The sequence below is a fragment of the Chitinophaga varians genome, assembly GCF_014529945.1.
GTDB lineage: Bacteria > Bacteroidota > Bacteroidia > Chitinophagales > Chitinophagaceae > Chitinophaga > Chitinophaga varians.
In genome coordinates this window covers 17776-42282 of the sequence record NZ_JACVFB010000003.1, presented here as the reverse complement: position 1 = coordinate 42282, position 24507 = coordinate 17776, and the positions used below count along the sequence as shown (strand labels likewise).

At 49.0% G+C, this 24507-nt stretch carries 19 protein-coding genes and 2 tRNA genes; 12 read left to right on the top strand and 9 right to left on the bottom strand.

Going from position 1 to position 24507, the window contains the following annotated elements; all coding sequences use genetic code 11:
- Positions 1–140: 140 nt before the first annotated feature.
- The 3 genes from ICL55_RS14645 to ICL55_RS14635 form a co-directional block, all read right to left on the bottom strand.
- Positions 141–226 (bottom strand) — tRNA-Leu (locus ICL55_RS14645).
- Between the two features lie 16 nt (positions 227–242).
- Positions 243–318, bottom strand: a tRNA-Gly gene (locus ICL55_RS14640).
- A gap of 145 nt (positions 319–463) precedes the next feature.
- Positions 464–1312 (bottom strand): RHS repeat domain-containing protein, encoded by an 849-nt coding sequence (locus tag ICL55_RS14635; protein ID WP_188098484.1) that lies wholly within the window; start codon positions 1310–1312, stop codon positions 464–466.
- A gap of 147 nt (positions 1313–1459) precedes the next feature.
- On the opposite strand from ICL55_RS14635, the gene ICL55_RS14630 reads away from it, so the two are divergent.
- The 5 genes from ICL55_RS14630 (at position 1460) to ICL55_RS14610 (ending at position 5788) form a co-directional block, all read left to right on the top strand.
- Positions 1460–2398: a DUF3667 domain-containing protein gene (locus ICL55_RS14630; protein WP_188098482.1), complete on the top strand. Its 939-nt coding sequence runs from the start codon at positions 1460–1462 to the stop codon at positions 2396–2398.
- Positions 2399–2447: 49 nt separating this feature from the next.
- A complete protein-coding gene (locus tag ICL55_RS14625) occupies positions 2448–3344 on the top strand; it encodes a DUF3667 domain-containing protein (RefSeq protein WP_188098480.1) in 897 nt (298 codons plus the stop codon).
- A 41-nt stretch (positions 3345–3385) separates the two neighbouring features.
- Positions 3386–4288 carry a DUF3667 domain-containing protein gene (locus ICL55_RS14620; RefSeq protein ID WP_188098478.1) on the top strand — a complete coding sequence of 301 codons (903 nt, stop codon included), beginning with the start codon at positions 3386–3388 and terminating at the stop codon, positions 4286–4288.
- A 48-nt stretch (positions 4289–4336) separates the two neighbouring features.
- On the top strand, positions 4337–5116 hold the full coding sequence (locus tag ICL55_RS14615) for an enoyl-CoA hydratase-related protein (RefSeq protein WP_188098476.1): 780 nt from the start codon (positions 4337–4339) through the stop codon (positions 5114–5116).
- Between the two features lie 159 nt (positions 5117–5275).
- Entirely contained in the window at positions 5276–5788 is a 513-nt protein-coding gene (locus ICL55_RS14610) for a hypothetical protein (protein ID WP_188098474.1), read from the top strand.
- 180 nt (positions 5789–5968) lie between these two features.
- Here ICL55_RS14610 and ICL55_RS14605 read toward each other — a convergent pair whose 3' ends face one another.
- On the bottom strand, positions 5969–8242 hold the full coding sequence (locus tag ICL55_RS14605) for a Tex family protein (protein WP_188098471.1): 2274 nt from the start codon (positions 8240–8242) through the stop codon (positions 5969–5971).
- Between the two features lie 215 nt (positions 8243–8457).
- On the opposite strand from ICL55_RS14605, the gene mazG reads away from it, so the two are divergent.
- Both mazG and ICL55_RS14595 read left to right on the top strand, forming a co-directional pair.
- Positions 8458–9225 carry a nucleoside triphosphate pyrophosphohydrolase gene (gene mazG / locus ICL55_RS14600; protein ID WP_188098469.1) on the top strand — a complete coding sequence of 256 codons (768 nt, stop codon included), beginning with the start codon at positions 8458–8460 and terminating at the stop codon, positions 9223–9225.
- 126 nt (positions 9226–9351) lie between these two features.
- Positions 9352–13161, top strand: coding sequence for a sensor histidine kinase (locus ICL55_RS14595; protein WP_188098467.1), 3810 nt, complete (start codon positions 9352–9354; stop codon positions 13159–13161).
- A 519-nt stretch (positions 13162–13680) separates the two neighbouring features.
- On the opposite strand, the gene plsX is transcribed toward ICL55_RS14595, so the two are convergent.
- The 3 genes from plsX to ICL55_RS14580 are packed head-to-tail and all read right to left on the bottom strand — an operon-like array spanning position 13681 to position 15425.
- Entirely contained in the window at positions 13681–14628 is a 948-nt protein-coding gene (gene plsX / locus ICL55_RS14590; RefSeq protein ID WP_188098465.1) for a phosphate acyltransferase PlsX, read from the bottom strand.
- Positions 14629–14675: 47 nt separating this feature from the next.
- Positions 14676–14870, bottom strand: coding sequence for a 50S ribosomal protein L32 (rpmF, locus tag ICL55_RS14585; protein WP_073079237.1), 195 nt, complete (start codon positions 14868–14870; stop codon positions 14676–14678).
- Between the two features lie 12 nt (positions 14871–14882).
- Positions 14883–15425 (bottom strand): YceD family protein, encoded by a 543-nt coding sequence (locus tag ICL55_RS14580; RefSeq protein WP_188098463.1) that lies wholly within the window; start codon positions 15423–15425, stop codon positions 14883–14885.
- Positions 15426–15672: 247 nt separating this feature from the next.
- On the opposite strand from ICL55_RS14580, the gene ICL55_RS14575 reads away from it, so the two are divergent.
- Entirely contained in the window at positions 15673–18105 is a 2433-nt protein-coding gene (locus ICL55_RS14575) for a PAS domain-containing hybrid sensor histidine kinase/response regulator (RefSeq protein ID WP_188098461.1), read from the top strand.
- On the opposite strand, the gene ICL55_RS14570 is transcribed toward ICL55_RS14575, so the two are convergent.
- Entirely contained in the window at positions 18099–18977 is an 879-nt protein-coding gene (locus ICL55_RS14570; protein WP_188098458.1) for a fructosamine kinase family protein, read from the bottom strand. The genes ICL55_RS14575 and ICL55_RS14570 overlap by 7 nt on opposite strands.
- Between ICL55_RS14570 and ICL55_RS14565 the strand changes: the two genes are divergently transcribed.
- Positions 18938–20074, top strand: a complete 1137-nt coding sequence (locus tag ICL55_RS14565) for a DUF3810 domain-containing protein (RefSeq protein ID WP_343067797.1) — start codon at positions 18938–18940, stop codon at positions 20072–20074. The genes ICL55_RS14570 and ICL55_RS14565 overlap by 40 nt on opposite strands.
- Here the strand turns inward: ICL55_RS14565 and ICL55_RS14560 are convergent, their stop codons facing one another.
- Complete coding sequence (locus ICL55_RS14560) at positions 20075–21022, bottom strand: arginase (protein WP_168872552.1); 948 nt, start codon at positions 21020–21022, stop codon at positions 20075–20077.
- Positions 21023–21269: 247 nt separating this feature from the next.
- Between ICL55_RS14560 and ICL55_RS14555 the strand changes: the two genes are divergently transcribed.
- The 3 genes from ICL55_RS14555 (at position 21270) to ICL55_RS14545 (ending at position 24420) form a co-directional block, all read left to right on the top strand.
- Positions 21270–22409, top strand: coding sequence for an acyl-CoA dehydrogenase (locus ICL55_RS14555; protein WP_188098454.1), 1140 nt, complete (start codon positions 21270–21272; stop codon positions 22407–22409).
- Positions 22410–22491: 82 nt separating this feature from the next.
- Positions 22492–23178, top strand: a complete 687-nt coding sequence (locus tag ICL55_RS14550; RefSeq protein WP_188098451.1) for a YggS family pyridoxal phosphate-dependent enzyme — start codon at positions 22492–22494, stop codon at positions 23176–23178.
- Between the two features lie 3 nt (positions 23179–23181).
- Complete coding sequence (locus ICL55_RS14545) at positions 23182–24420, top strand: peroxiredoxin family protein (protein ID WP_188098449.1); 1239 nt, start codon at positions 23182–23184, stop codon at positions 24418–24420.
- Positions 24421–24507 lie beyond the last annotated feature (87 nt).

Below are 24507 nucleotides of genomic sequence, written 5' to 3'. Positions count from 1 at the left end.
ACTCCGGGGTGTCTGATCTGTTTAAGCGCTCAGGAATTATGATCTGGCACGGCGTTACTCAGCAATTCTATCACAAAACAAAAAAGGCACCGCTTCCGCGATGCCTTTTAGCAACTTTCAGAACGCCAGTTCTGATGATGTACCCCAGATGGGAGTTGAACCCACACTCGCATTGCTGCGAACGGGATTTTAAGTCCCGCGTGTCTACCAATTCCACCACCAGGGTATCAAGGTGTAAAACCTGGAGCGGAAGACCGGGCTCGAACCGGCCACCCCGACCTTGGCAAGGTCGTGCTCTACCAAATGAGCTACTTCCGCAGATTGTCTAATATAAGAACTTTTTCAACGTTTTAGCACTGGCTTTTTTCGTTGGGACTGCAAAGATAGTAATCTTTTTGAAGCTGCAAAATTTTTTTAGCGTTGAGCCAAAAGAATTTATGCATTCCAGAAAATTTAACTGCAACTAAGGGTTCAGCTCATAGCTGTATTTTACCATGCCCAGCAGCTCTTTCCCTTTGCCATAGCAGGTTTCTTTGGAAGGGAGCCCGTTACCCTGGTACTCGTATTCCCAGATGGTGTAAGACGACGTTTGTGCATTGACGGTAGTCATCTTCGTGATCTGTCCCTGTGTATTGTATTCAAAGATATAGTCGGGCAGCATACGTTTCTTCGCAGGCTGATAGCGGTATACGTCGGTCAACTGCCCGCTTTTGTCGTAATTGTAAAACGTGCGTTTGGCGGGTGTCCCTTTGCGTTGTTCTAGTTCTTCTGTTACGTGGCCGGCACTGTCGGTTTTAAAGGTCACCAGGGCGGAATCGGTGCTGTTGCTCTTTTTCTGGACCATCTGCTGCAGGTGCCCGGCGCTGTCGTAGCTGTAGCTGCGGCTCTCATCGAACCGTATCTTGCTCTCCCGCGCCACGGAGCTGCTGCTGACAAACTGCAGTTTGCCCTGGGCGTCGTAGCGGTATAACGTGGTGGTGATACTGGCGGCAGAGCTGTCCACCGTCTTGGTCAACTGCCCCTTGGCAGAGAAAGAGGAGGTAAGAGCGGAATAGCCGGTGGCGGTAGACTGTGTCTGCGACTTCATCTGGTGATAGGTCGGACTCAGGCTGCGCTCACAACGGAAATCCCGGTCTATTTCCATATTGGCGTCCACCGTCATCACCCGCTGGAGCTGCACTTTATTCGCTTTCAGCAAAGCCATGGTAGCCACCGTCTGCTGTGTATTATAGATGTCCTGAAAATAAAACTGTGTATATGCTTTGCTGCCCATGGTCAGCATTCCCAATGCCAATAGGATCGTCTTCTTCATGTAGGTATGATCACAGATTTTTTAATGGTGACAATTATGACAAATGTAAAACGCAATTTTCATATTAAAATTTTTTAACCGCATAAACTACCTGCCGATTATTATTTATCTTGGCGACTGATTTCATATTACAACCATCTAAATCGCGTGAAAACACAACCTTTACGGTCAGAGAAAATTTGCCTCAACTGCGGTACAGAGGTGCCGGATCGTTTTTGCACACACTGCGGACAGGAAAATACGGTACAACATGAGAGTTTTGGTCACCTGGCTGGTCACGTAGTGGCAGACATCGTCCATTACGACTCCAAATTCCTGACGACCCTCAAATACCTGGTCATCCGCCCCGCCTTTCTCACGAAAGAATACTGGGCCGGCAGAAGGAAACGTTACGTAAACCCCATCCAACTGTATATTTTTATCTCCTTCGTATTTTTCCTCTTCTTAGCGATCCTCACCCATTCGCCCGCTGAGCATACCGACAGGAAAAAAACAGCGCACAAGGAAAATACTGCCCACCAGAAAGAGGATAAAGAGCAAGATGATAAAGTGGTAAACCTGAGCGCGATGGACACCAATTATAGCAGCACCGAGGAATTTGACTCGTTGCAGGCTGCCCTTCCTCCGGATAAAAGGCTCACTGGCATCGAATACCGCTGGCAGCGCCGTATCGCAGGCTTAAAAGAAGATGGCCAAACAGCAGATGACGTAATCATCGAAATGTTCACCCACAATCTGCCCAAAATCATGTTCCTCCTGATGCCATTGTTTGCGTTAATGGTAAAATGGAGCCATCGCAAACGCGGACTGCTATATACGGACCATGCCATTTTCACCATTCATATCCACTCCTTTCTGTTTATCATCCTTTTTGTGGGACTGGTACTCCGGTATTTCGTTCATGATGAGCTGCCATTGAACCTGGCGTATTGGGGAGGCTTCCTCTACCTGGTACTGGCGTTGAGAAATGCCTATCAGCAGTCTTTCCGGAAATCATTGCTCAAAGGAGTACTGCTTTTCACCGGTTATATGTTTATTGCTGCAATGGTGTTCATGGTATTCATTTTCGCAGTGCTGTCAGTCTGATGACATCCTGAACGACCCGCATCTGATCACAAACAACAAGCTACATCGCGTGAAATCACAACACTTACGCTCTGAGAAAAACTGTCTCAACTGCAATACGGAGGTGCCGGAACGTTATTGCCCTCACTGCGGACAGGAAAATACTGTCCAACACGAAAGCTTCGGCCATCTCGTGGGCCATGTGATGGCAGACATCCTCCATTACGACTCCCAGTTCCTGACAACACTCAAATACCTGACCTTTCGCCCCGGCTTCCTGACCAGAGAATACTGGGCCGGCAAAAGGATGCGATATGTGAATCCGATCAAACTATATATTTTCATATCGTTCGTGTTCTTCTTCTTTATGGCACTGGCCAACAGCCAGAAAGACCACGGAAAAAAGGCGGTCATTAAATCAGGCCTCAGGGATGTGCAAATCGGAGACGGCGGCATGGAATATCGCAGCGTGGCAGAATACGACTCTATACAGGCATCCCTGCCGGTAGATAAACGTAACTCCGGCCTGGAAAACCGCATAGTACGCAACCTGCTACGCATGGGGGAAGGTAGAAAAGGCCCCCAGGAGGTGTTTAAGGAGACGTTTGTCCATGACCTGCCCAAAATAATGTTCATTCTGATGCCGTTGTTCGCGCTAATGGTAAAATGGAGCCATCGCAAACGAGGACTGGTATACACCGACCACGCCATCTTCACCATTCATTTTCACGCTTTTCTGTTTATCATTCTTTTTGTGGCACTGGGACTACGTTTATTCCTCCACAGTGAAACGCCGCTGAACCTGACCTACTGGGGCATATTCCTCTATCTGATATTGGCGCTGAAAAACGCCTACCAACAGGCATTTTGGAAGGCGCTGGTGAAAGCGGCCCTGCTCTATTGCGGATATTTTGTCGTGGCGTTGACGGTATTCATCATGCTGTTCCTGGCAATATTGTTAGTCTGACAGGATAGATTAAAATTTCATCATACAACTATCTATATCGCGTGAAATCACAACACTTACGCTCTGAGAAAAACTGTCTCAACTGCAATACGGAAGTGCCGGAACGTTATTGCCCTCACTGCGGACAGGAAAACACTGTCCAACACGAAAGCTTCGGTCACCTCGTTGGGCATGTGGTAGCGGATATCGTTCATTACGACTCCAGGTTGCTGACATCGCTCAAATACCTGACCATACGTCCTGGCTTTCTTACTAAAGAATACTGGACCGGCAGAAGGGTGCGTTATGTGAATCCTATCAGGCTGTATATCTTCATATCGTTTGTCTTTTTTCTTTTTTTCCTGACCCTGGCCAACAGCCAGAGAGGGCATAATGCCAAACCGGGCATTCAAACAGATCTGGCGGATGTGGAGATGGGTGATATAGGTTCGGATTATAAAAGTGTGGCGGAATATGATTCCGTTCAGGCGTCCTTGCCTGCCGATAAACGGTACACCGGTCTGGAAGCCGGGATAGAACGCCGCCTCGCGAAAATGAGAGAAAACAAACAAAGCGGTAAGCAAGTGGTGAAGGATATGTTTGTCCATAATCTGCCTAAGATCATGTTCGTCCTCATGCCCCTGTTTGCGCTACTGGTGAAATGGAGCCACCGCAAACGGCACCTGGTATATACCGATCATGCCATCTTCACCATTCATATCCATTCTTTCCTGTTTATCATCCTCTTTGTGGGACTGTTAATACGTTATTTTGTCCATGATGATCTGCCACTGGACCTGGCCTATTGGGGCGCATTTCTTTATCTGGTGCTGGCACTGAAAAATGCCTACCAGCAGCCGTGGTGGAAATCGGCAGTGAAAGCGATGTTGCTATGCTGCGGATATTTCACCATCGCAGTGATAATTTTTGTATTCACAATATTGGGCGTGCTGGCCGTCTATTGATGTCAACAGGAAAAGATAAAATATTATCTTTTTTCTTTAAATTGAGTGATGCAACCGGAATTCATCATCATACACCAACAAGTGGCGCCTTATGTGGCCCACATCCAGCTCAACAGACCTAAAGAACTGAATGCCCTGAACCTTCAACTGATGGGGGAACTGCGCGATGCCCTGAAACTTCTCGATGCGGACGATCAGGTACGCGCTATCGTCCTCAGTGGCAATGAAAAAGCTTTCGCGGCGGGCGCTGATATCAAACAGATGGCGGAAAAGTCAGCTATCGATATGTTTAATACAGACCAGTTCAGCACCTGGGATACTATCAAAAGGACCAAAAAGCCCATCATCGCGGCGGTAAGCGGCTTCGCCCTGGGCGGCGGCTGCGAGCTGATGATGCTCTGCGATATGATAGTAGCCAGTGAGACGGCCCGTTTCGGTCAACCGGAAATTAAACTGGGCGTAATGCCCGGCGCCGGCGGTACACAGCGGCTCACCCGCGCAGTAGGCAAGGCCCTCGCCATGGAGATGGTGCTCACCGGCCGTTTTATCACGGCACAGGAAGCGCAGCAGGCTGGCCTGATCAACCGCGTGGTGCCGGTGGAACTATTCCTGCAGGAAGCGATCAAACTGGCTGACGAAGTGGCGGCTATGGCCCCTTTGGCGGTAAAAATGGCGAAAGAGGCCGTACTCAAAGCATTTGACACCACCCTCGATGAAGGCCTGCACTTCGAAAGGAAAAACTTCTACCTGCTCTTCGCTTCCGCCGACCAGAAAGAAGGGATGCAGGCATTTATGGAGAAAAGGACCCCCGATTTTAAAGGACAATAAATAACAGGCTACACAACACAGATTGAAAAATTATTAAACTTTTTTGTTATTTGAATTGTTAACCTGATATAGCAGATTAAACCCGTACTAGCGGCCGCAGGGTAGTGGTACCTGCCGGCTTTTGGCAACCCGTTTGTATTGATGATTAAAAATTTAACCATGACCATTAAGTTGTTACCTGTAGCGATGCTCCTGATCAACTGCTGCACAGTGGCCTGTAATGGCCCTGCCCAGGAAATCAGGGCCGTTATGCTGGCAGATGACACCACTGCACCCCCCACAGATACCATGATCGCCAACGGCGATACTATTCAAACCGACAGAATCGCCTCCTGGAAGAAATTTGAGCAGTATAACGGACAGTTCGCGGAAGAAGTGGCACTATTGGAACAGGAACCGTTGAAATCCCGCCTCAACCACCTGTTGGGCAAAAATCGCAAAACCTTCGTAGAACGCTTTAAGGTATGTCCACCCATCGAAGTAGACGAAAATACCCTTTTTAATCAGGGCCGTATGCCGGATGAAGCTGGTCCCTACGAAGCAGCCATCGCCGTCGATATGGACCGGGATATCGTCTACGCGGCTTACTCCTTCCATAAAAACGTGATGATCTTCGCGGAGAGAAATGATACCCTCTACCCGAAGAAATTCAGACAGTGGCTCAACCGGTAGTGCACGCAAAGGCGCAAAGCAGCAAAGCGCGCAAAGAAAAATATAAACATTATAAGAAAGCAAAGGAGCGAAGATCACCTTTTGATCTTCGCTCCTTTGCTTTCTTATAATACTAAAAAAATAATTCTTTGCGCGCTTTGCTGCTTTGCGCCTTTGCGTGAACCAGCGTCTTTGCGTGAACTATTTATCAAATTTATTCTTCAACGCTGCCAGCTTCGCCTGAAAATCATTCAAAGGCGCTTCTTTAGCAGGTTTCCCTTTGCGCTCCTCGCGGTGGGCGTCACGACGATCATCACGGCGTTCTTTGCGTGGGCCGCCGCCCTGGGCTTTCTCCTGGTCTTTCATAGACAGGGAGATACGTTTACGGGCGATGTCCACTTCGAGAACGGTCACCTGTACCTTCTGGTTCAGTTTCACCGCTTCATTGGGGTTGCTGATGAATTTATTGGACATATGGGAGATATGCACCAGACCGTCCTGTTTTACGCCGATGTCCACAAACGCGCCGAAAGCAGTGATGTTGGTAACAACGCCAGGCAGTACCATGCCTACTTTCAGGTCTTCGATTTTGTGGATGCCTTCTGCGTATTCAAAGATGGCGATTTCATCACGCGGGTCGCGGCTGGGTTTGGCCAGCTCTTTCAGGATATCCTCAATGGTGAGCATACCGGCGTCTTCCCGCACGAAGTCTTTCGGGTTGATTTTTTTACGCAGGTCTTCCTGACCGATCAGGTCTTCAATGCTACAGTGCTGTTTCTCGGCGATTTCTTTGACGAGGGCGTAGCGTTCAGGGTGTACGGCGGAGTTGTCCAGTGGGTTATCGCCATTTTCGATACGGAGGAAGCCGGCACACTGTTCAAAGGCTTTGTCGCCCAGACGGTGTACTTTCTTCAGCTGCGTACGATTGCTGAAAGCGCCGTTTTCCTTGCGGTATTTCACGATGTTTTCAGCGAGGGAAGGACCCAGGCCGGAAACGTAGGCCAGCAGGTGTTTGGAAGCGGTGTTGAGGTTTACGCCCACGTTGTTCACGCAGCTTACTACCACACGGTCGAGGCTCTGTTTCAGGGACGACTGGTTCACATCGTGTTGATATTGACCTACGCCAATGGATTTAGGGTCGATCTTTACCAGTTCTGCCAGCGGATCTATCAGCCTGCGGCCGATGGATACGGCGCCACGCACGGTCACGTCCTGGTCGGGGAACTCTTCACGGGCTACTTCGGAAGCGGAATACACGGAGGCGCCGCTTTCGTTGACCATAAACACGTTGATCTTTTTACCGAAGTCGATTTTTTTAACGAATTCTTCCGTTTCGCGGCCGGCGGTACCGTTACCTACAGCAATCGCAGCGGTATCGTACCGGTTCACCCATTTTTTCAGCAGGGCTTCGGCATCATCTCTTTTATAGTTTTTTTCCAGGGGGAAAATCACGTCATGGTCCAGCATATTGCCCTGATTGTCCAGCGCTACGGTCTTACAACCGGTACGGTAACCCGGGTCGATGGCGATCACGGCTTTAGGGCCGAGTGGCGCAGCGAGCAGCAGCTGACGCAGGTTCTCTGCAAATACGTCGATTGCTTCTGTATCTGCCTTGTCTTTAGCTACCGCCCTGAATTCATTTTCCAGGGATGGACGCAGCAGGCGTTTGTAAGCATCGGCGCCGGCTTTGGCCACCTGCTCGGAAGCGGCGCCCTTACCAGTCACAAATTGTTTGTTGATCAGCTCCATGGCCTCTTCTTCCTGGGGCGCGATGGTGCTGAACAATATACCTTCAGACTCGGCACGCAGAATGGCCAGTACCCGGTGGGACGGCACTTCGCGCAGGTCTTCCGAAAAGTCGAAATAGTCTTTGTATTTGTTGCCTTCTTCCTCTTTGCCTTCGGCTACTTTGGAAGTCATTTTACCGGTATGGGTAAAGAGCTTACGCAGCTTGTCACGGCATTCGGCGTTCTCATTGATCCATTCAGCGATGATGTCGCGGGCGCCTTTCAGGGCTTCTTCTGAAGAGGCTACCTGCTCATTGATGAATGTCTCCGCAGCGCCGGTATCGCCATCCTGCGCTTCAAACAGCAGTTTGGCCAGCGGCTCGAGCCCTTTCTCAATGGCCACGGTGGCGCGGGTCTTGCGTTTAGGCTTGTAAGGAAGGTAAATGTCCTCCAGCTCTGCCAGCACCCAGGTGCTCTCCAGTTTCTCCAGCAGCTCAGGGGTCATTTTCTCCTGCTCCGTAATGGTTTTGATGATAAACTCACGACGGTCGTCCACTTCTTTGTAACGCTTTTGCAGGTCTTCTATCTTACCTATCTGCACTTCATCCAGACTGCCCGTCATCTCCTTGCGGTAACGGCTGATAAAGGGTACTGTAGACCCCTCGGACAATAACACCATGGTGTTCTCTGCCTGTTTGGCGGAAATGCCCAGTTCGGATGAAATAAGCGTAATGTGTTTCGCATTCATATCAATACTTTTTGGGATTTTTTTATGTTGACGACCAGCCCCTGATACCTTCGTTTAAACGGATATTTGCCCGGTCGCCAAATACTAAAATCGCTGAATTTTTTACAGCTCGCAAATGTAATTAAAAAGCCTTTTAATCAGAAAGCAATTTTACCCCCATTACCTGCCAGCTTCAAAATGCCAAAATGACAAAATCTCTCTGTATTTTTACGGCTATGGAAAAGACAGCTACATTCGACAGATTGTTACAGATAATGGACGATTTAAGGGAGAAATGCCCCTGGGACCGCAAACAGACCATCCAGACACTGCGGCAACTGACCATTGAGGAAACTTACGAGCTGGCGGACGCCATCACGGAGGAAGACTGGAAGTCCATCAAAGAAGAACTGGGAGATATCCTCCTGCATATCGTCTTCTACGCAAAAATCGGTTCCGAAAAACAACAATTCGATATCAACGACGTCATTAACGGTGTATGCGATAAACTCATCACCAGACACCCCCATATCTACGGCGATGTAAAAGTACAGGACGAAGAAGAAGTGAAACTGAACTGGGAAAAAATCAAGCTGAAAGAAGGCAAAAAATCTGTCCTCAGCGGCGTGCCCGTTTCCCTCCCCGCCCTCGTAAAAGCCATGCGCCTGCAGGAAAAAGCCAAACAAACCGGCTTCGAATGGGATAACACCAGCCAGGTATGGGATAAAGTAAAAGAAGAAGTAAATGAACTGGAAGAAGTAGTGAACACCGGCGACCAGGACGCTATCGAAGCGGAATTCGGAGATGTCATGTTCTCTCTGGTCAACTACTCCCGCTTCCTCAATATCGACGCGGAAAATGCATTGGAACGTACCAACAAAAAATTCCAGCGCCGCTTCCAGCATATGGAAGCGCTGGCGCTCGAACAGGGCCGCCGCCTCAACGATATGAACCTAACGGAAATGGACACACTCTGGAATAAAGCCAAAGAGTTAGGCATGTAGAAATTTTGGTATTTAGTTATTGGTGGGTGTCTCCGGATAAAGGACCCATAAATATCAAAATACCAAAATACCAAAATTCGTAAATCAAAAAACTAAATAACAACATCTCTAAATAGTTAAATTCTTTTGATTGATATAAAAGAAATACGTCTCTTTTTCCTCCGGCACGGATACCTTCTGATCGTTGCAGCATGGCTGTTCACCTTCGCCTTCCTGTTCAGCAACTATTGGGCTTATTATTCTTCCCCGCAGGGCGTGAAAAGGAGCCTCGAGAAAAGCCTGCACCAGCGGGAACAATCATTCGATAAACTACTGAAAGACACTTCGGTGGTCAACAGCCTCTTTCAGCGTTCCTATGATGATAAAACACTGGAACGGATCGGTAAACGCGACTATTTCGTGTTTGCCTACGACTCCAGCGCGCAGGGCACCTGGCTTACTTTCTGGAGTACCAGCCAGGTACAGCCGGAAGATATGCCGGATGTGCTCCAACCCGGCGCACAGTTCATGAAACTGAAAAACGGGTACTACGAAATCATTACCCGGCAGGTGAAAACACCCGGCAATCATCAGCATTTTGTCGTGGCTGCCATTCCGGTACGCATGGAATATGCGATCAGAAACAGCTTTCTCATCAGCCATTTTTATAACAAATCAGAACTGGGACCAGAGTACGCCATCCATATGGACCTCCCCAGTCTCATCCTGCCAGACCATACCATCCTTCCGGTAAAAAACGGGAACGATCAAACCCTCTTTTTCCTGGACTATAATAAAAGCATCCGCGCACAGCCACCCAATACCCTCAGCGTGATCCTGCGGGTGCTGGGATGTATCTGCGTGCTCATTTTCTTTAACCTGTTCGCTACGCTGCTGGCCAAAAATACTAACCCGCTCTATGGGTTCCTGTTCCTTTTCCTCGTGGTCTTCAGCCTCCGCGTATTGAGCTACGTGTATGCTTTCCCGTTCAATTTCCGGGCACTGAACGTATTCAATCCGGTCATCTATGCGAAAGATGAAATATTCTACTCCCTTGGTGACCTGCTGCTCAACGTGCTGCTGGCTTTCTGGATGATCCTGTTTTTCCGTGAACACGTTAAAACGATCAACCTTCCTGTTATCCGCAAACGCTGGCTGCAAAGCATCGTCATCATCGTGGCCAGCCTCCTGCTATACATGGTGGAGCAGTTCCTCGCTGACCTGATCCAGAGCCTCGTGATAGACTCCCATATTTCATTCGATGTCACCAACCCGTTCAGCCTCACGGAATACAGCCTGATCGGATTTGTGGTGCTGGGGTTTATCTCCTTCAGCTTCCTGTTTTTCTCCCAGATCATCAATTATCTGCTCAATGAGCTCACCAATTTCCAGTACCGCGCCAAATACGTGTGGCTGGCAGCAGTAGGCATTATCTGGCTGCTGTTCCGTATCCACAACCCGGAACTGCCTTTCTCGGTGGCCATGGTCATCTGGTTGCTGCTGTATATTGTGCTGCTCGACTTCCTGGCCGATCGTTTTGAAAGCAGTGTGGCCACCGTGCCTTTCCTCTTCTGGCTCTTCCTGCTCACCGTCACCACTTCCGGCGCCCTGGTATATTACAACGACCAGAAAGAGCTGTCTGCCCGTGAAAAGCTGGCTGCAGACCTCTCCAAACAGAAAGATCCTTACCTGGAGATGCTGCTCAACGATCTGGGCAAAAAAATTGAACACGATGAATACATGCAGTACTTCTTTATGGACAAGGGAAGTAAACAGTCCAAAGCCCGCATGGAAGAAGTGCTGCAGCAAAATTATTTTCAGGGATACCTGAGCCGCTTCGACGTAACGTTTTATCCGTATGATGAAAACGGTCAGCCTATCTATCCGGGCGATACGACCAGCCTCATCTCGTTCAACCGCCGCATGTTCTTTGAGTCAGAAGTATCTCCTTCAGACGTCAGTGGCAATGACCTCTATTATTACGAGCCCAGTTTCAACGACTATAACTATATCGGTAAAAAAGAATTCCATAACCCGGTAGACAATACAGGAACGGGCTGGCTGGTATATGTGCTCAAACCCAAAATATTCAGCCAGGAACGGCTGTATCCGGAGTTGCTGGTGGAGGGCGACCTCTACGACCGCAGCCGGGAATCGCAGGCCAACTACTCCTATGCGATCTACGATAAAGGGGTACTGGTAAGCCATTACAGTGATTATCCGTTCCCTATCCGGCTGTATCCCGGTGATGTGCCGCCCGGAGAACTTACTATCAAGGATGTGGACCGGCATTCCGAAATGATCTATCGGGCTTCTCCCGAGAAGGTGGTGTTTGTGGTGAAACAAAGTCGTACGTTCGTTGAGTTTATCACGCTCTTTGCTTACATGTTCTGCCTGTTCCTGTTGATTATCGTGATATACAAAGTGTTCGATCTGTTGATTAAGGCCAGGATGCGCCTTAGCAACATCCGGGCATTGATCAATATCAGTATCCGCAAAAAAGTACACGGCACCATCATTTTTGTGGTGGTCTTCTCTTTCGTCATACTTGGTATTACCACCACCATGTTCTTTATCTGGCGATCGGAAGTGCAGAACCGGGAAAAGCTCAGCAAAACGATGGGAGAGGTGGCCACCGATGTGGAGACCGTGTTCCTCAATCAGCGTGACATGGACGAGATCGACAACATGTACGACCCTGTGTTTAAAGAGAAGCTGACGGCCGCTTTGGGCAATATTGCCAATGAACGCGCGCTCGATATCAACGTGTATGATGCAGACGGTAACCTGCGCCTTACCACCCAGCCACTGATGACGGAAAAAGGGCTTATCTCCGGTAAAATGGAGCCTATGGCTTACTATGAGATATCCCGCCTGCAGCATATCCAGTTTATTCAGACAGAAAAGATCGGCACCATGCCGTTCCTGTCGGGTTATATGCCACTCCGCAATCGCAACGGTGATGTCATGGCTTATCTCAATGTGCCTTATTTCGCTACGCAGACGGAGCGTAACCAGCAGATCTCCAACTTCCTGGTGGCTTTGATCAATTTCAACGCTTTTATCTTCCTCATTGCAGGGATGGTGGCGCTGTTAATCACCAACTCCATTACACGGTCGTTCTCACTGGTAACGGAGAAGCTGCGGCACGTGAACCTGGGGCAGCGCAACGATGAAATTGAATGGGAGAAAGATGATGAAATCGGTGCACTGGTAAAGGAATACAATAAGATGGTACGCAAGCTGGAAGTCAGCGCTGCCCGGCTGGCCAAGAGCGAGCGGGAAGGGGCCTGGAGAGAAATGGCGCGGCAGGTGGCCCACGAGATCAAGAACCCGCTGACACCGATGAAGCTGAGCATACAGTACCTGCAACGCGCTATCGCCGGCGATTCGCCTAATGTGAAAGAACTGTCTACCAATGTGGCCCGCACGCTGGTGGAGCAGATAGAACACCTGTCTAATATCGCATCTGATTTCTCTGCTTTTGCCCGTATTGGGGAGCCGAATAATGAAGTGGTGCAGTTGAATGAAGTATTGTCCTCCCTGACAGGGCTGTATCAGACACAGGAAGACTGTAATATCGAATATATAGAACCAGGACGACCGCTCTTCGTATTTGCAGATAAAACACAGATGAACCGGCTGTTTACCAATCTGTTGCTCAACGCTATCCAGGCTATTCCGGAAGATACCGAAGGCCGTATCCGTGTGCGGCTGCAGGAAACGGTCGACCATTACGTGATTGTAAGCGTGGCAGACAATGGGGGAGGGATTTCCCCCGAGGTACAGTCTAAAATCTTTGTGCCTAATTTCACCACCAAATCGTCCGGCACCGGGTTAGGGCTTGCTATGTGTAAAAACATTGCAGAACAAACAAGAGGGGAGATCTGGTTTGAAACCAAGCTCAATGAGGGTACTACCTTCTACGTAAAACTGCCGCTGTACGACGGACAATAATCGATCATTCCAATATTTTCGGGCGGAATCGTCCATCATTCGCGTCCCCGGGCTGAAGCCCGGGGCTACGATGTTATTCAAATTCTTAAGGGGGATACAGTTTGTAAATGGTGGGCAAAACTTTTTCCTGACCATCATTGTTTCATTCATCCTGGTAACAGTAAAGTTTTTCTTCCATCTGTTACAGTTCCGGTCACTATTTAGCAGTAAAGTCTTTCTCCCATCCGTTACAGTTCCGGTCACTATATTTAGCAGCAAAGTCTTTCTTCCATCCGTTACAGTTCCGGTCACTATATTAGCAGCAAAGTCTTTCTCCCATCTGTAGTTCCGGTCACCTTCCATCCGTTACAGTTCCGGCCTATATGCTACAGATAGCATCTTTCCCATCCATTATGCTCCATTCCCCCTTATGAACTTGAACAACATCGTAGCCCAGGGCTTTAGCCCTGGGGACAAAAATGACGGGAATAAAAAAAGGGCAAACCATCCGGTTTGCCCTTTTTCAATATCTTATTTCTCTTAGTTGTTGCTGTGGAAGCTCTCTTGGATCTTTTCCAGCAGTTTACTTTCAATCATTTGTTGTGCCAGCAGGATCATATTTTTGAAGGCAACGTTCTGGGAGATACCGTGACCGATGATAACCGGTTTTGAAACGCCCAGTACGGGAGTGCCGCCATAAGATTCTGAGTCTAATTTGTTCAGGTATTCATCGTTGATATTGCGTCTGGACGCGATGTCGTAGATGGATTCGGCCATTTTTAAGATAATGTTGCCGGTAAAACCTTCACATACAATGACATCGGCTTTTTCGGTTAAAACATCTCTGCCTTCGATATTACCGATGAAATTGATTAGTTTGTTTTCTTTTAACAGCGGATAGGTGGCCTGAGCCAGTAGGTTGCCTTTGCCTTCTTCTTCGCCGATATTCAGCAGACCCACCTTCGGGTTATCCACCTTCAGGATGTGTTTGGAATACAGGGAGCCAAGGATGGCAAATTGCACCAGGTTTTCAGCTTTACAGTCAGCGTTGATACCTACATCCAGCATTAGTCCTTGTGTACCGTTTTCACGGGGGACCAGGGTAGAAATAGTTGGGCGTTGCACACCATCAATGGCTTTAATGGAATAAAAGGTGCCTACCATCATGGCGCCGGTGTTACCTGCGCTGATGAAAGCATCTATCTTCTCATTTTTCAGTAAATGAAAGCCAATAGAGATGGAGGATTGTGGCTTCTCTTTCAGTGCCTTGGTAGGGTGTTCATTCATCCCAATGACCTGGGATGAATGAACAACTGAATATTTTGATTGGTCCACCTGCGCTTCCGCTAATAAAGGGACCAGTTGTGACTCGTCCCCAATCAGCACCAGATGCGCATCAGATGCAACGGTGTCTAAAAATAATTTTACTCCTTTTACTGCTGCTGCGGGGGCAAAATCGCCACCCATCATATCAAGCCCGATTCTCATGTAACTCAAGTTTGTCTTGTTAGCTCGGGTAAAAATAGTAAAATAAATTATTTAGCGGCGCTCTGTTTTTCCAACACTACTTTTCCTTTGTAGTACAGTTTGTTTTCTACCCAATGAGCACGATGTCTCAGGTGCACTTCACCGGTTGCGCTGTCTGTGCTTAATGTATCCGCTACCGCCTTATAATGCGTTCTTCTCTTTGCTGATCTCTGCTGAGAATGTCTGCGTTTAGGATTTGGCATTTTATTTAATTTTTAATTGTCCTTAAATTTATCCAACCCTTTCCAGATTGGGTTATCGTTCTCTTTAGCCTGCTGGTTCATACGTTCCAGCATTTCTATTACCTTGGGATCACATCCGCTTTTGCCATCAGCAGTATCAGGATGGATACGTTGCATCGGAATGCTCAGCAGGATAAACTCGTATACCCATTCCGCCACGTTCAGATGACTTTCGGTTTTGGAAATATACGCTACATCCGGATCTGCGTCCTCGCTGGCCATTTCTTCGGGATTGTCCACCATTTTCACAATCTGGTTGAACTCATCCCAGAGCTGCAGCTCGTAAGGCTGCCCACAACGGTCACAGGTAACAGTTACCGTACCGCCGATCTCAAACTTCAGTAAAAAGAAATTAATCTTCTTGTCCAGCGACAAATTCACCGTCGCCTTACAATCACTGAAGTCCCTTTCTCCTTCAAAATGCTCAAAGAAACTTTCTCCGATCTCATACTGAAATGAATGCACCCCTGGTTTTAATCCAACAAAGGCTATATCAAATTCGCGGAGTGGTTTCATATCAATGTCCTCACTTTTAGAGGGATGCAAAGGTAATTAAATATTTGCAATTGCAAAAATTTCCTAAATTTGTTCACTATCGATATCCAGATTATATATATTTATATATCAGAATATCATCCATATTGCTGTTGCTTAACAACGGGAGTGAGCCGCAAAGGTAAGTATTTCTGCCTTCATCTCATACCTGTTTTTTGCAATACAACCGTGAAATTGAAAACCTGAAGTCCCCTGGCCATCATAACCAATGACATCCAAAGGAAAGAATGCAAGGAAAATCCCGGCCACTGACACGGCGCCTACACCGCCCCGTGACACCCCGGACATCTGCTCGCTGCCTATCCACGCTTGGCTCAGCCACACCAGCGCCGGTATCCTCGTGACAGATGAACATTTCCATTGCCGCTGGACAAACGACGTTTTGCTGCAGCGCCTGCCATATCCCATCCCGGAAAATCTGCCTTTCGACGACCTCATCAGGCTGGTAACACCTTTCGTCGCCAACCCGGAAGCTTTCTCTACGAAAATGAATGCCATCCGGAACGAAAAAAAGTCGCTTTTCGGCTGGGAACTGGTACTGGAGAATGGAACTACCGTGGAAGTAGCCTATACGCCCCTGTTCAACGGCCCCGCCTTCCAGGGCAGCGTATGGCAGGTCATCAACATCACCCGCAAATACCAGTTCCAGGAGGAAATCAAACATAATGAGCACAAATTCCGCGTGATGCTCAATAACCTCAACGCGGCCATGTGTGAAACCGACCTGGACGGCAACATCACCCGGGTGTATGAAAGCTTCTGCCGCCTCTCCGGTTACACGGAAGCGGAACTGCTGGGTAAAAACATCACCGACGTGTTCGTACCGGAAGAAAACCGGTCCTTCGCCCGCGCCCTCCGCCGTAAACGCCTCTCGGAGAATATCCCCCTGCTCTATGATATGGAAATTGTGCTGAAAGACGGCTCCCGCAGATGGGTGCTCGCCAGCTCGGCCAACGTGTACGACCGCAACGGTAACATCACCGGCGGCGCCGGCATCCACATGGACATCACCGGGCAAAAACGCCTCCAGCGCGACCTGGAAAATGCCCGCCGCCTGGCAGATGAAGCCCGCCTCGCTCAGAAAGACTTCCTGGCCAGCATGAGCCACGAAATACGCACTCCCCTCAACGCGATCATCGGCATGGCCCACCTCCTCGAAGAAACCAGCCTGGACGCGCAACAAAAGGAATACGTCAACATCCTCAAACACTCCTCCGGCATACTGCTGGGCATCGTCAGCGATATACTCGATATTTCCCGCATAGAAGCAGGTGAGCTACAGGTCAACCAACGGGAATTCAACCCCCGGGAACTGATCCAGTCCCTCCGCCAGACATTTGAACTGAAACTGGGCCGCAGGCCCGTCTCCATCACCGCCGAACTGGACGCCAACCTCAACACCTGGCTGATCGGCGACGATGTATTGCTGAACCAAATATTGCTCAATTTGTTAGGTAATGCGGAGAAGTTTACCAGCGAAGGAGAAATAGCCATTAAAGCCACCCAGGAAAGCTGGCTCGATAATACCATCTGGGTCCGCTTCCGCGTATGTGATACCGGTATCGGCATCCGTAAAGATAAACTGGAGCTGATCTTCCACAATTACAAACAGGCGGAAGGGGATATCCGCGAAAAATACGGGGGCACCGGCCTTGGCCTCGCTATCGTAAAACAACTCGTGGAACTGCTCGGAGGCACCATCAGCGTGGAAGATTACCCGGGATACAACACCTGCTTTGTCTTCGATCTCCCCTTCATGGATAGCAGAAAACCGATCTCGGCATCCGGTAATAAACCACGGAAAAAGCTGAAACAACGTACCTTTGAGGAAGCCCGTGTACTGGTAGTGGAAGACAATCAGATGAACCTGCGCTACATGATGAGCCTCCTGGAAAAATATAAAATCAATTACCAGCTGGCCACCAATGGACCCGATGCCACATGGTTTCTCAACGCCCGGCAATATGACCTTATCCTCATGGATATCCGCATCCCCGGCATGAATGGACTGGAACTGGCCCAAAAGATCAGGACAGATGAAAACCAATTTAATGTGGCTACACCCATTATCGCCACTACGGCCGTAGCCATGGAAAATACTGCCTCCACCGTCAGGGCAGCAGGAATCACTGATATCCTTATTAAACCGTATACGCCGGACCAGCTACTACAGATCTTTAACAAATATCTCAACGAAGAAGAAACAGAATTAATAATGGAAGAAGAAGTGCAGAACATCAGCGGATTTGAGTTCCACCCGGAATTGGACGTTAAGTATCTCACAGCGCTCTATGAGAACAATATTTCCTATGCGGCCGACTTGTTTGAAATATTTATCCGGACCATCCGGGACGAAATCAAAAAACTAAAAGATATCGTGGACACAGGCGACTGGGAGCGGGTGAAGTTCCAGGTGCACAAACTGAAACCCAACTTCGCCATGGTAGGACTGACCTGGATCAGCGCCAAAATGCAGGAACTGGAAAATAACCTCCGCACCGGAGAGCCACAACAACCGGAAGGCACCACCCGCCTTTTCGATGAAATCGTGGCCGACGTGGATAAGTACTATCCGGTAGTGGATGAAGAATATGCCCGTATGCGGGAATTCGTGGACGCAGCCTCCCATCCACATCAATAGGCCTGCAATATTTCCCGTATACTGCTTTGATAATTGCCGCCAAATAATAACAGATGTACCAGCAAAGGATATAACTGACAAACACCAATCCGCTGTTGCCATCCCGGCGACAGCGGCCAGGCTGCCTGATAGGCATAATAAAAGCGGGTGTCAAAACCCCCAAACAAACGCGCCATCGCCAAATCCATCTCGCGGTGACCGTAATACACGGCCGGATCAAATACACAAGCCCGGCCATCCGGACCTACCATAAAATTCCCCGACCATAAATCACCATGCAACAATGCCGGCGCCTCGGTGGGAAACAGCTGCGGCAACTGCCGGCAAAGCCGCTCCGCCTGCTGCACCATGCCCTGATCGATAAGGTGCCGGTCGTAAGCCATTCTGATCAGCGGCATCAACCGGTTAAAGGCATAAAATACCGGCCAGCTGCTGTAAGGCGTATTGTATTGCCTTAATGTACCAATATAGTTCGGCGCCGGATATCCAAAATGCGGCTGCGTTTTCTTATGCTGCTGCGCCAGCGATTGCGCAAAATGTTCCCAGAAATCCTGTACGGCATTGCCTTTCAGCATCAGCTCCATCAGCAGATAGGCCTGCCCGTTGCTCTGGCCGTAAGCCAGCGGCTGCGGTACTGTCAACGCATGGGCGGCATGCAATGCCTCCAGCCCCGCATACTCGGCAGCAAACATATCCGGATAACGCCGGGCATCATTTAACTTCAGGAAAAAATATCCCTCGTTGGTGCCTATACGAAATGTTTGGTTAATATCGCCACCATGTACGCTTTTTGCGTCATTAATATGTATTTTCACTTTCAGCTGTTCGGATAATGCCGCGCTCAGTTGTTTTTGTAGAATTTCATCGATCATGTTTCGCCGCTTATATGGAAACAAAAGCCAAAATTAAAAAGAAGATCGTCCGTATTGTATTAACACTTGCGGGTATACTGTTGTTAAAGGGATGCTTCGCCTGGAGTAACCGCTTCAGCGATGCTTACTTCCATAGGTGGTACAGCAGTGTCAGTATGGTGTTTAGACAGTTAACAGGTATAGTACCATTCAGTGTTGGGGACGTAATATATACAGCCTGGATTGTAACTTCCCTGTTTTATTTGTTAAAACTATGTTATAAACTGATCCGCCTGCAATGGGGAGAAGCGGGCTGGATCACCCTGCGCGGTATTCATTTTATCCTGAAACTATACCTCGCTTTCCTCATCCTCTGGGGATTCAACTACGAACGGAACACGCTGCTGCGCGATACCGGCATTATTACCGGCGACTACAATACGCAACAGCTCTACCAGTTGTCAGATACGCTGCTGCGGCTTACCAACGCCGAAAAACAACGCCTGGGCGATACCGTCGGCGTTACCCTGCCCGATAAAAGCACGCCGCTGTTCGACAAAGCCGCTACGGCCTATCAGGCTGCTGCGGAACGCTGGCCCGCTTTCCGCTATAAGGCGCCCTGCGTTAAAAAAGCACTCTTCGGGGAATGGCTCAATTATCCCGGTGTGACAGGATACCTCAATCCCTTTACCCTGGAGGCACAGGTAAATACGACCGTGCCCCCGGTGATACAGCCTATCATCACTTGTCATGAAATAGCCCATCAGCTGGGATATGCGCCGGAAGAAGAAGCCAATTTCGTAGGATACCTCGCTGCTACCAGTATTCAGGATAGCCATTTCCGTTATGCGGCCAATTTTGACATGCTCCTCTACAGCGTGCGCCAGCTGGCCATCAGAGACACCACACTGGCAAAGGATATCTGGCACCGGGCGCTGCCCGGCGTGAAAGCGGACTATAAAAGCATCATTACTTTCTACGAAAAGTATACAGGCAAAGTGGATGACTATTCCACGGTCTTATACGACCAATATCTGAAGGCCAATAAACAGAAGAAAGGTATCCGCAGCTACAGTGAAGTGACCGGATGGCTCGTCGCCTGGTTTAAAATACGCTGATTAGTTCATCATCAGTACGTTCACACTGCGTTGCAGGATGTTGAACGCGATCTCGGCCATCAGGTTCTCCCGGTCCAGTGTCGGGTTTACCTCCGTGATCTCAAAACAGCAGATTTTACGGTGCTGCATAAACTTGGCAATCAGGTCTTCCGCCTCACGCTCTCTTAAACCATTGCTCACCGGGGTACCGGTACCTTTGGAAATGGAGGCGTCCAGGCTGTCTACATCAAAAGACACATAGATATAGTCGCAGTCGCTCAGATAACGGAACACGGAGCGGGAAATGTTTTCCGGCCCTTTACGGCGTACTTCATTGGTGGTGATTACCTTCATGCCGTACTGCTTGATCAGGTAGTCTTCTTCCTTTTCATAATCTCTCAGGGAGATGAACACAATATCTTCCGGTAATACCTTGGGTGCGATTTTACCAATATTTTTCAGGGCGTTCCACATACCAGTGGTAGGTTCATCCAGGTCATGCACCTTGCAGTCCAGATTGTCTTCCGCAATGGCGGTGGCCAGCGGCATCCCGTGCATATTGCCGGAAGGGGTGGTGTAAGGCGTGTGCAGGTCGGCATGGGCATCTATCCAGATCACGCCCAGCTTGGATTTGGGATGAGCCATTTTCAGGCCGGCGATGGTGGCGCCGGCGGTGCTGTGATCACCGGAAAGCAATACCGGGAACCAGTTGGCTTTCACCGTTTCACAGACACTTTTGCTGATACGTTCGTACATATTCACAGTACCCTTGATCCTTTTGGCATAGGGGGATTCAATGGGCTCAAACAGGAGTTTGTTTTCCGTTTCAATTGCTTCGGTGGGAAAGTGTACAAAAAAGTTGCTCATGAAGTCCAGTGCCGCTATCTTGATCGCGTCCACCCCCAGGCTCGCGCCCCGGGTACCTGCCCCTATTTCCGACTTGACTTCTATTATTTTAATGTTCTTCATAAAGTTTTCATTACCGGCAAGCTACAGGATTTTGGGAGAACGCCCAAAGCAGCCTATCGGGGAATGGTAAAAAAAGGACATATTTTGTATGAACCAAATCCAATACAGTTGCGTTATCCTGGTATTTTATTCAATAATTATTGCGATATGGTTGACAACGTTGAATTTTCCGGATGGCATTTTTTTACGTCCTGATTTATAAATAATTTGGATTTTATCAATATTATTTTAAAACACAACTAAAACCATGGACTTTCAACTTACGGAAGAGCATCTTATGATTCAAAAGGCTGCGCGTGATTTCGCCCAAACGGAACTTTTACCGGGAGTGATTGAGCGCGATGAGCACCAGAAATTCCCGGCCGAACAGATCAAGAAACTGGGCGAACTGGGTTTTCTGGGCATGATGGTAAGCCCTAAATATGGCGGCGCAGGCCTGGATACCATCTCCTACGTGCTGGCGATGGAAGAAATATCCAAAGTAGATGCTTCCGCCTCTGTGGTGATGAGTGTAAATAATTCACTGGTTTGCTGGGGACTGGAAACCTACGGTACAGAAGAACAGAAACAAAAATACCTCGTACCGCTGGCTAAAGGCGAGATTATCGGCGCCTTCCTGCTGAGCGAGCCGGAAGCCGGTTCTGACGCCACCTCCCAGCGTACTACCGCAGAAGATAAAGGAGATCACTACCTGCTCAACGGTACCAAAAACTGGATCACCAACGGTAACTCCGCCAGCGTATACCTGGTAATGGCCCAAACCCATCCGGAAAAAGGCAGCAAAGGTATCAACGCACTGATCGTGGAAAAAAACAGCCCGGGCGTGACTGTTGGGGCCAAAGAAAATAAACTGGGCATCCGTGGTTCCGATACCCACAGCATCATGTTCCAGGACGTGATAGTGCCAAAAGAAAACCGGATCGGGGAAGACGGCTTCGGCTTCAAATTCGCCATGAAAACGCTGGGTGGCGGCCGTATCGGCATCGCGTCCCAGGCGCTGGGCATCGCCAGCGGCGCCTATGAACTGGCCGTAAAATATTCCAAAGAGAGAAAAGCATTCGGAAAAGAAATATCCCAACATCAGGCCATCCAGTTCAAACTGGCGGATATGGCCACCAAAATCGAGGCGTCACGGCTGCTGTGCCTGAAAGCGGCATGGGAAAAAGACCAGCACCTCGATTATACCCTCAGCGGGTCTATGGCTAAAGTGTTCTCCTCTGAAACTGCCATGTGGGTAACTACGGAAGCAGTGCAGGTACACGGCGGCTACGGCTACGTGAAAGAGTACCACGTTGAACGCCTCATGCGCGACGCAAAGATCACCCAGATCTACGAAGGCACCTCCGAAGTGCAGCGTATCGTGATCAGCCGCTCGATACTGGCGTAATCATCACCAAATATTCCACAGCTGCCCCGGGCCTAAACCCCGGGGCGCTTTATTTTACACCAGCATTGTTTATTTTTGCCGGATGGCTATCAACATCAATGCTTATCATGACGTACTGTCCCAACTGAAGCCTTATCATGCCAAACTGGTAGCGGTGTCCAAAACCAAGCCGGTGGAAGACATCGAGGCATACTACGCAACAGGACAGCGCATCTTCGGCGAAAACTACGTACAGGAGCTCGTAGAGAAACAGGCCGTTTTACCGGCCGATATCGAATGGCATTTTATCGGACACCTCCAGTCCAATAAGGTCAAATACCTGGCTCCTTTTGTGCATACCGTCCATGCGGTAGACAGTCTCAAACTGTTGCAGGAAATCAATAAACAGGCAGCCAAAAACCAACGGGTGATCAACTGCCTTTTACAGGTACACATTGCAGCGGAAGAAACAAAATTCGGCATGGACGAGCAGGAGTTACAGCAACTGCTCACCGCGTGGAACAGCCACCAGCAGGATTTTGCACACGTCCGTATCGCCGGCTTGATGGGCATGGCCACCAACACCGATAATGAAACACAGGTCCGCCAAGAGTTCCACCAGCTCCACCAGTTATTCGGGTCTGTTAAAACCACTTTTTTTAACACACAGGATTATTTCAGGGAACTATCCATCGGCATGAGCGCAGACTATACCATCGCGCTGGAGGAGGGCAGCACCATGGTACGCATCGGTAGCCTGCTGTTTGGAGAAAGGAACTACAACAAGTAACTTATGAAACAACTTTGGATCTACTGCCTCGCAGGTATCGGCATGACCGCCTGCAACACAGGCCAGGCAAAAAAAGAACTGACGCCGGGCACCTGGCAGGCCAGCCTGCACCGCCCCGATGGCGCAGATATCGTCTTTAACTTCCAGGTAAAAGACACCGCCGGCAAAAAAGTACTCTATGTGCTCAACGCCACAGACAAACTGCTGGTAGACGACGTGAAAGTCGCCGGCGATTCTGTCTTCATCAAAATGCCTTTCTTCGATTCTGATTTTAAAGCCCGTTTCGCGGATAACGGCAGCCTCGAAGGACAATGGACACGCCATCTGGCTGACAAAGACGTATCGGTGCCCTTTACGGCCAAACCCAATACCGCAGAGCGTTTCCCTAAAGGCGCCGCACCTGCGCAACAGGTCACCGGCCGCTGGGTGACCACCTTCGTGGACAAAGACAATAAAACCAGCAACGCCATCGGTGAATTTAAACAGATGGGCGATCTGGTATATGGTACTTTCCTCACCACTACGGGCGACTATCGCTTCCTCGACGGTAGCATGGACGGTGATACCCTCCGCCTCTCTACGTTCGACGGCTCTCATGCCTATCTCTTCAAAGCGGTAGTGAAAAAAGATAGTATCATCAACGGTCGTTTCTTTGCCGGCATCGGCGATCATGTGGAAAACTGGGCGGCCATAAAAAATGATACCGCCAAATTACCCGACGAACGCACCATCGCGACCATGAAGCCGGGACAGTCAAAGCTCGACTTTACCTTCCCGGATATGAATGGTAATAAGGTCAGTATTAATGACGATCGCTTCAAAAACAAAGTGGTAGTTATTACCCTCATGGGCTCCTGGTGCCCTAACTGTATGGACGAAACCGGTTTCCTCAGCGAGTGGTACAAAAAGAATAAAGACCGCGGAGTAGAAGTGATCGGACTGTCTTACGAACGTACGCCAGACTTCGATAAATCTAAAAAGGCACTCACCGGTTTCCTGACCCGCTTTGATGTGCAGTATCCTGTACTGATCACCGGTGTTACACCGGCAGACCCGGAAAAAGGAACGAAGAGCCTGCCTCAGCTGACAGCGATCAAAGGTTTTCCGACCACCATTTTCATTGATAAAAAAGGAAATGTGAAAGAAGTGCATACCGGCTTCTCCGGACCGGGCATAGGAGAACATTATGAACAGTTCAAAGCCGACTTTGAAAGGTTGATCAGCCAACTACTGGAATCCTGAATCATACAGACAAAATAGTGCAAATCCTTCCTGGTACACGGTTATCGGGAAGGATTTGACTTTTTAAGAAAATTTATTTTTTCATCT

Bases quoted from the DNA above. Each gene is read 5' to 3' on its own strand.
- ICL55_RS14575 (WP_188098461.1), top strand. From the start codon at position 15,673: ATGACATCCAAAGGAAAGAATGCAAGGAAAATCCCGGCCACTGACACG.
- ICL55_RS14560 (WP_168872552.1), bottom strand. From the start codon at position 21,022: ATGAAGAACATTAAAATAATAGAAGTCAAGTCGGAAATAGGGGCAGGT.
- plsX (WP_188098465.1), bottom strand. From the start codon at position 14,628: ATGAGAATCGGGCTTGATATGATGGGTGGCGATTTTGCCCCCGCAGCA.
- ICL55_RS14570 (WP_188098458.1), bottom strand. From the start codon at position 18,977: ATGATCGATGAAATTCTACAAAAACAACTGAGCGCGGCATTATCCGAA.
- mazG (WP_188098469.1), top strand. From the start codon at position 8,458: ATGGAAAAGACAGCTACATTCGACAGATTGTTACAGATAATGGACGAT.
- ICL55_RS14605 (WP_188098471.1), bottom strand. From the start codon at position 8,242: ATGAATGCGAAACACATTACGCTTATTTCATCCGAACTGGGCATTTCC.
- ICL55_RS14545 (WP_188098449.1), top strand. From the start codon at position 23,182: ATGAAACAACTTTGGATCTACTGCCTCGCAGGTATCGGCATGACCGCC.
- ICL55_RS14615 (WP_188098476.1), top strand. From the start codon at position 4,337: ATGCAACCGGAATTCATCATCATACACCAACAAGTGGCGCCTTATGTG.
- ICL55_RS14555 (WP_188098454.1), top strand. From the start codon at position 21,270: ATGGACTTTCAACTTACGGAAGAGCATCTTATGATTCAAAAGGCTGCG.
- ICL55_RS14565 (WP_343067797.1), top strand. From the start codon at position 18,938: ATGCCGCGCTCAGTTGTTTTTGTAGAATTTCATCGATCATGTTTCGCC.
- ICL55_RS14635 (WP_188098484.1), bottom strand. From the start codon at position 1,312: ATGAAGAAGACGATCCTATTGGCATTGGGAATGCTGACCATGGGCAGC.
- rpmF (WP_073079237.1), bottom strand. From the start codon at position 14,870: ATGCCAAATCCTAAACGCAGACATTCTCAGCAGAGATCAGCAAAGAGA.
- ICL55_RS14580 (WP_188098463.1), bottom strand. From the start codon at position 15,425: ATGAAACCACTCCGCGAATTTGATATAGCCTTTGTTGGATTAAAACCA.
- ICL55_RS14610 (WP_188098474.1), top strand. From the start codon at position 5,276: ATGACCATTAAGTTGTTACCTGTAGCGATGCTCCTGATCAACTGCTGC.
- ICL55_RS14550 (WP_188098451.1), top strand. From the start codon at position 22,492: ATGGCTATCAACATCAATGCTTATCATGACGTACTGTCCCAACTGAAG.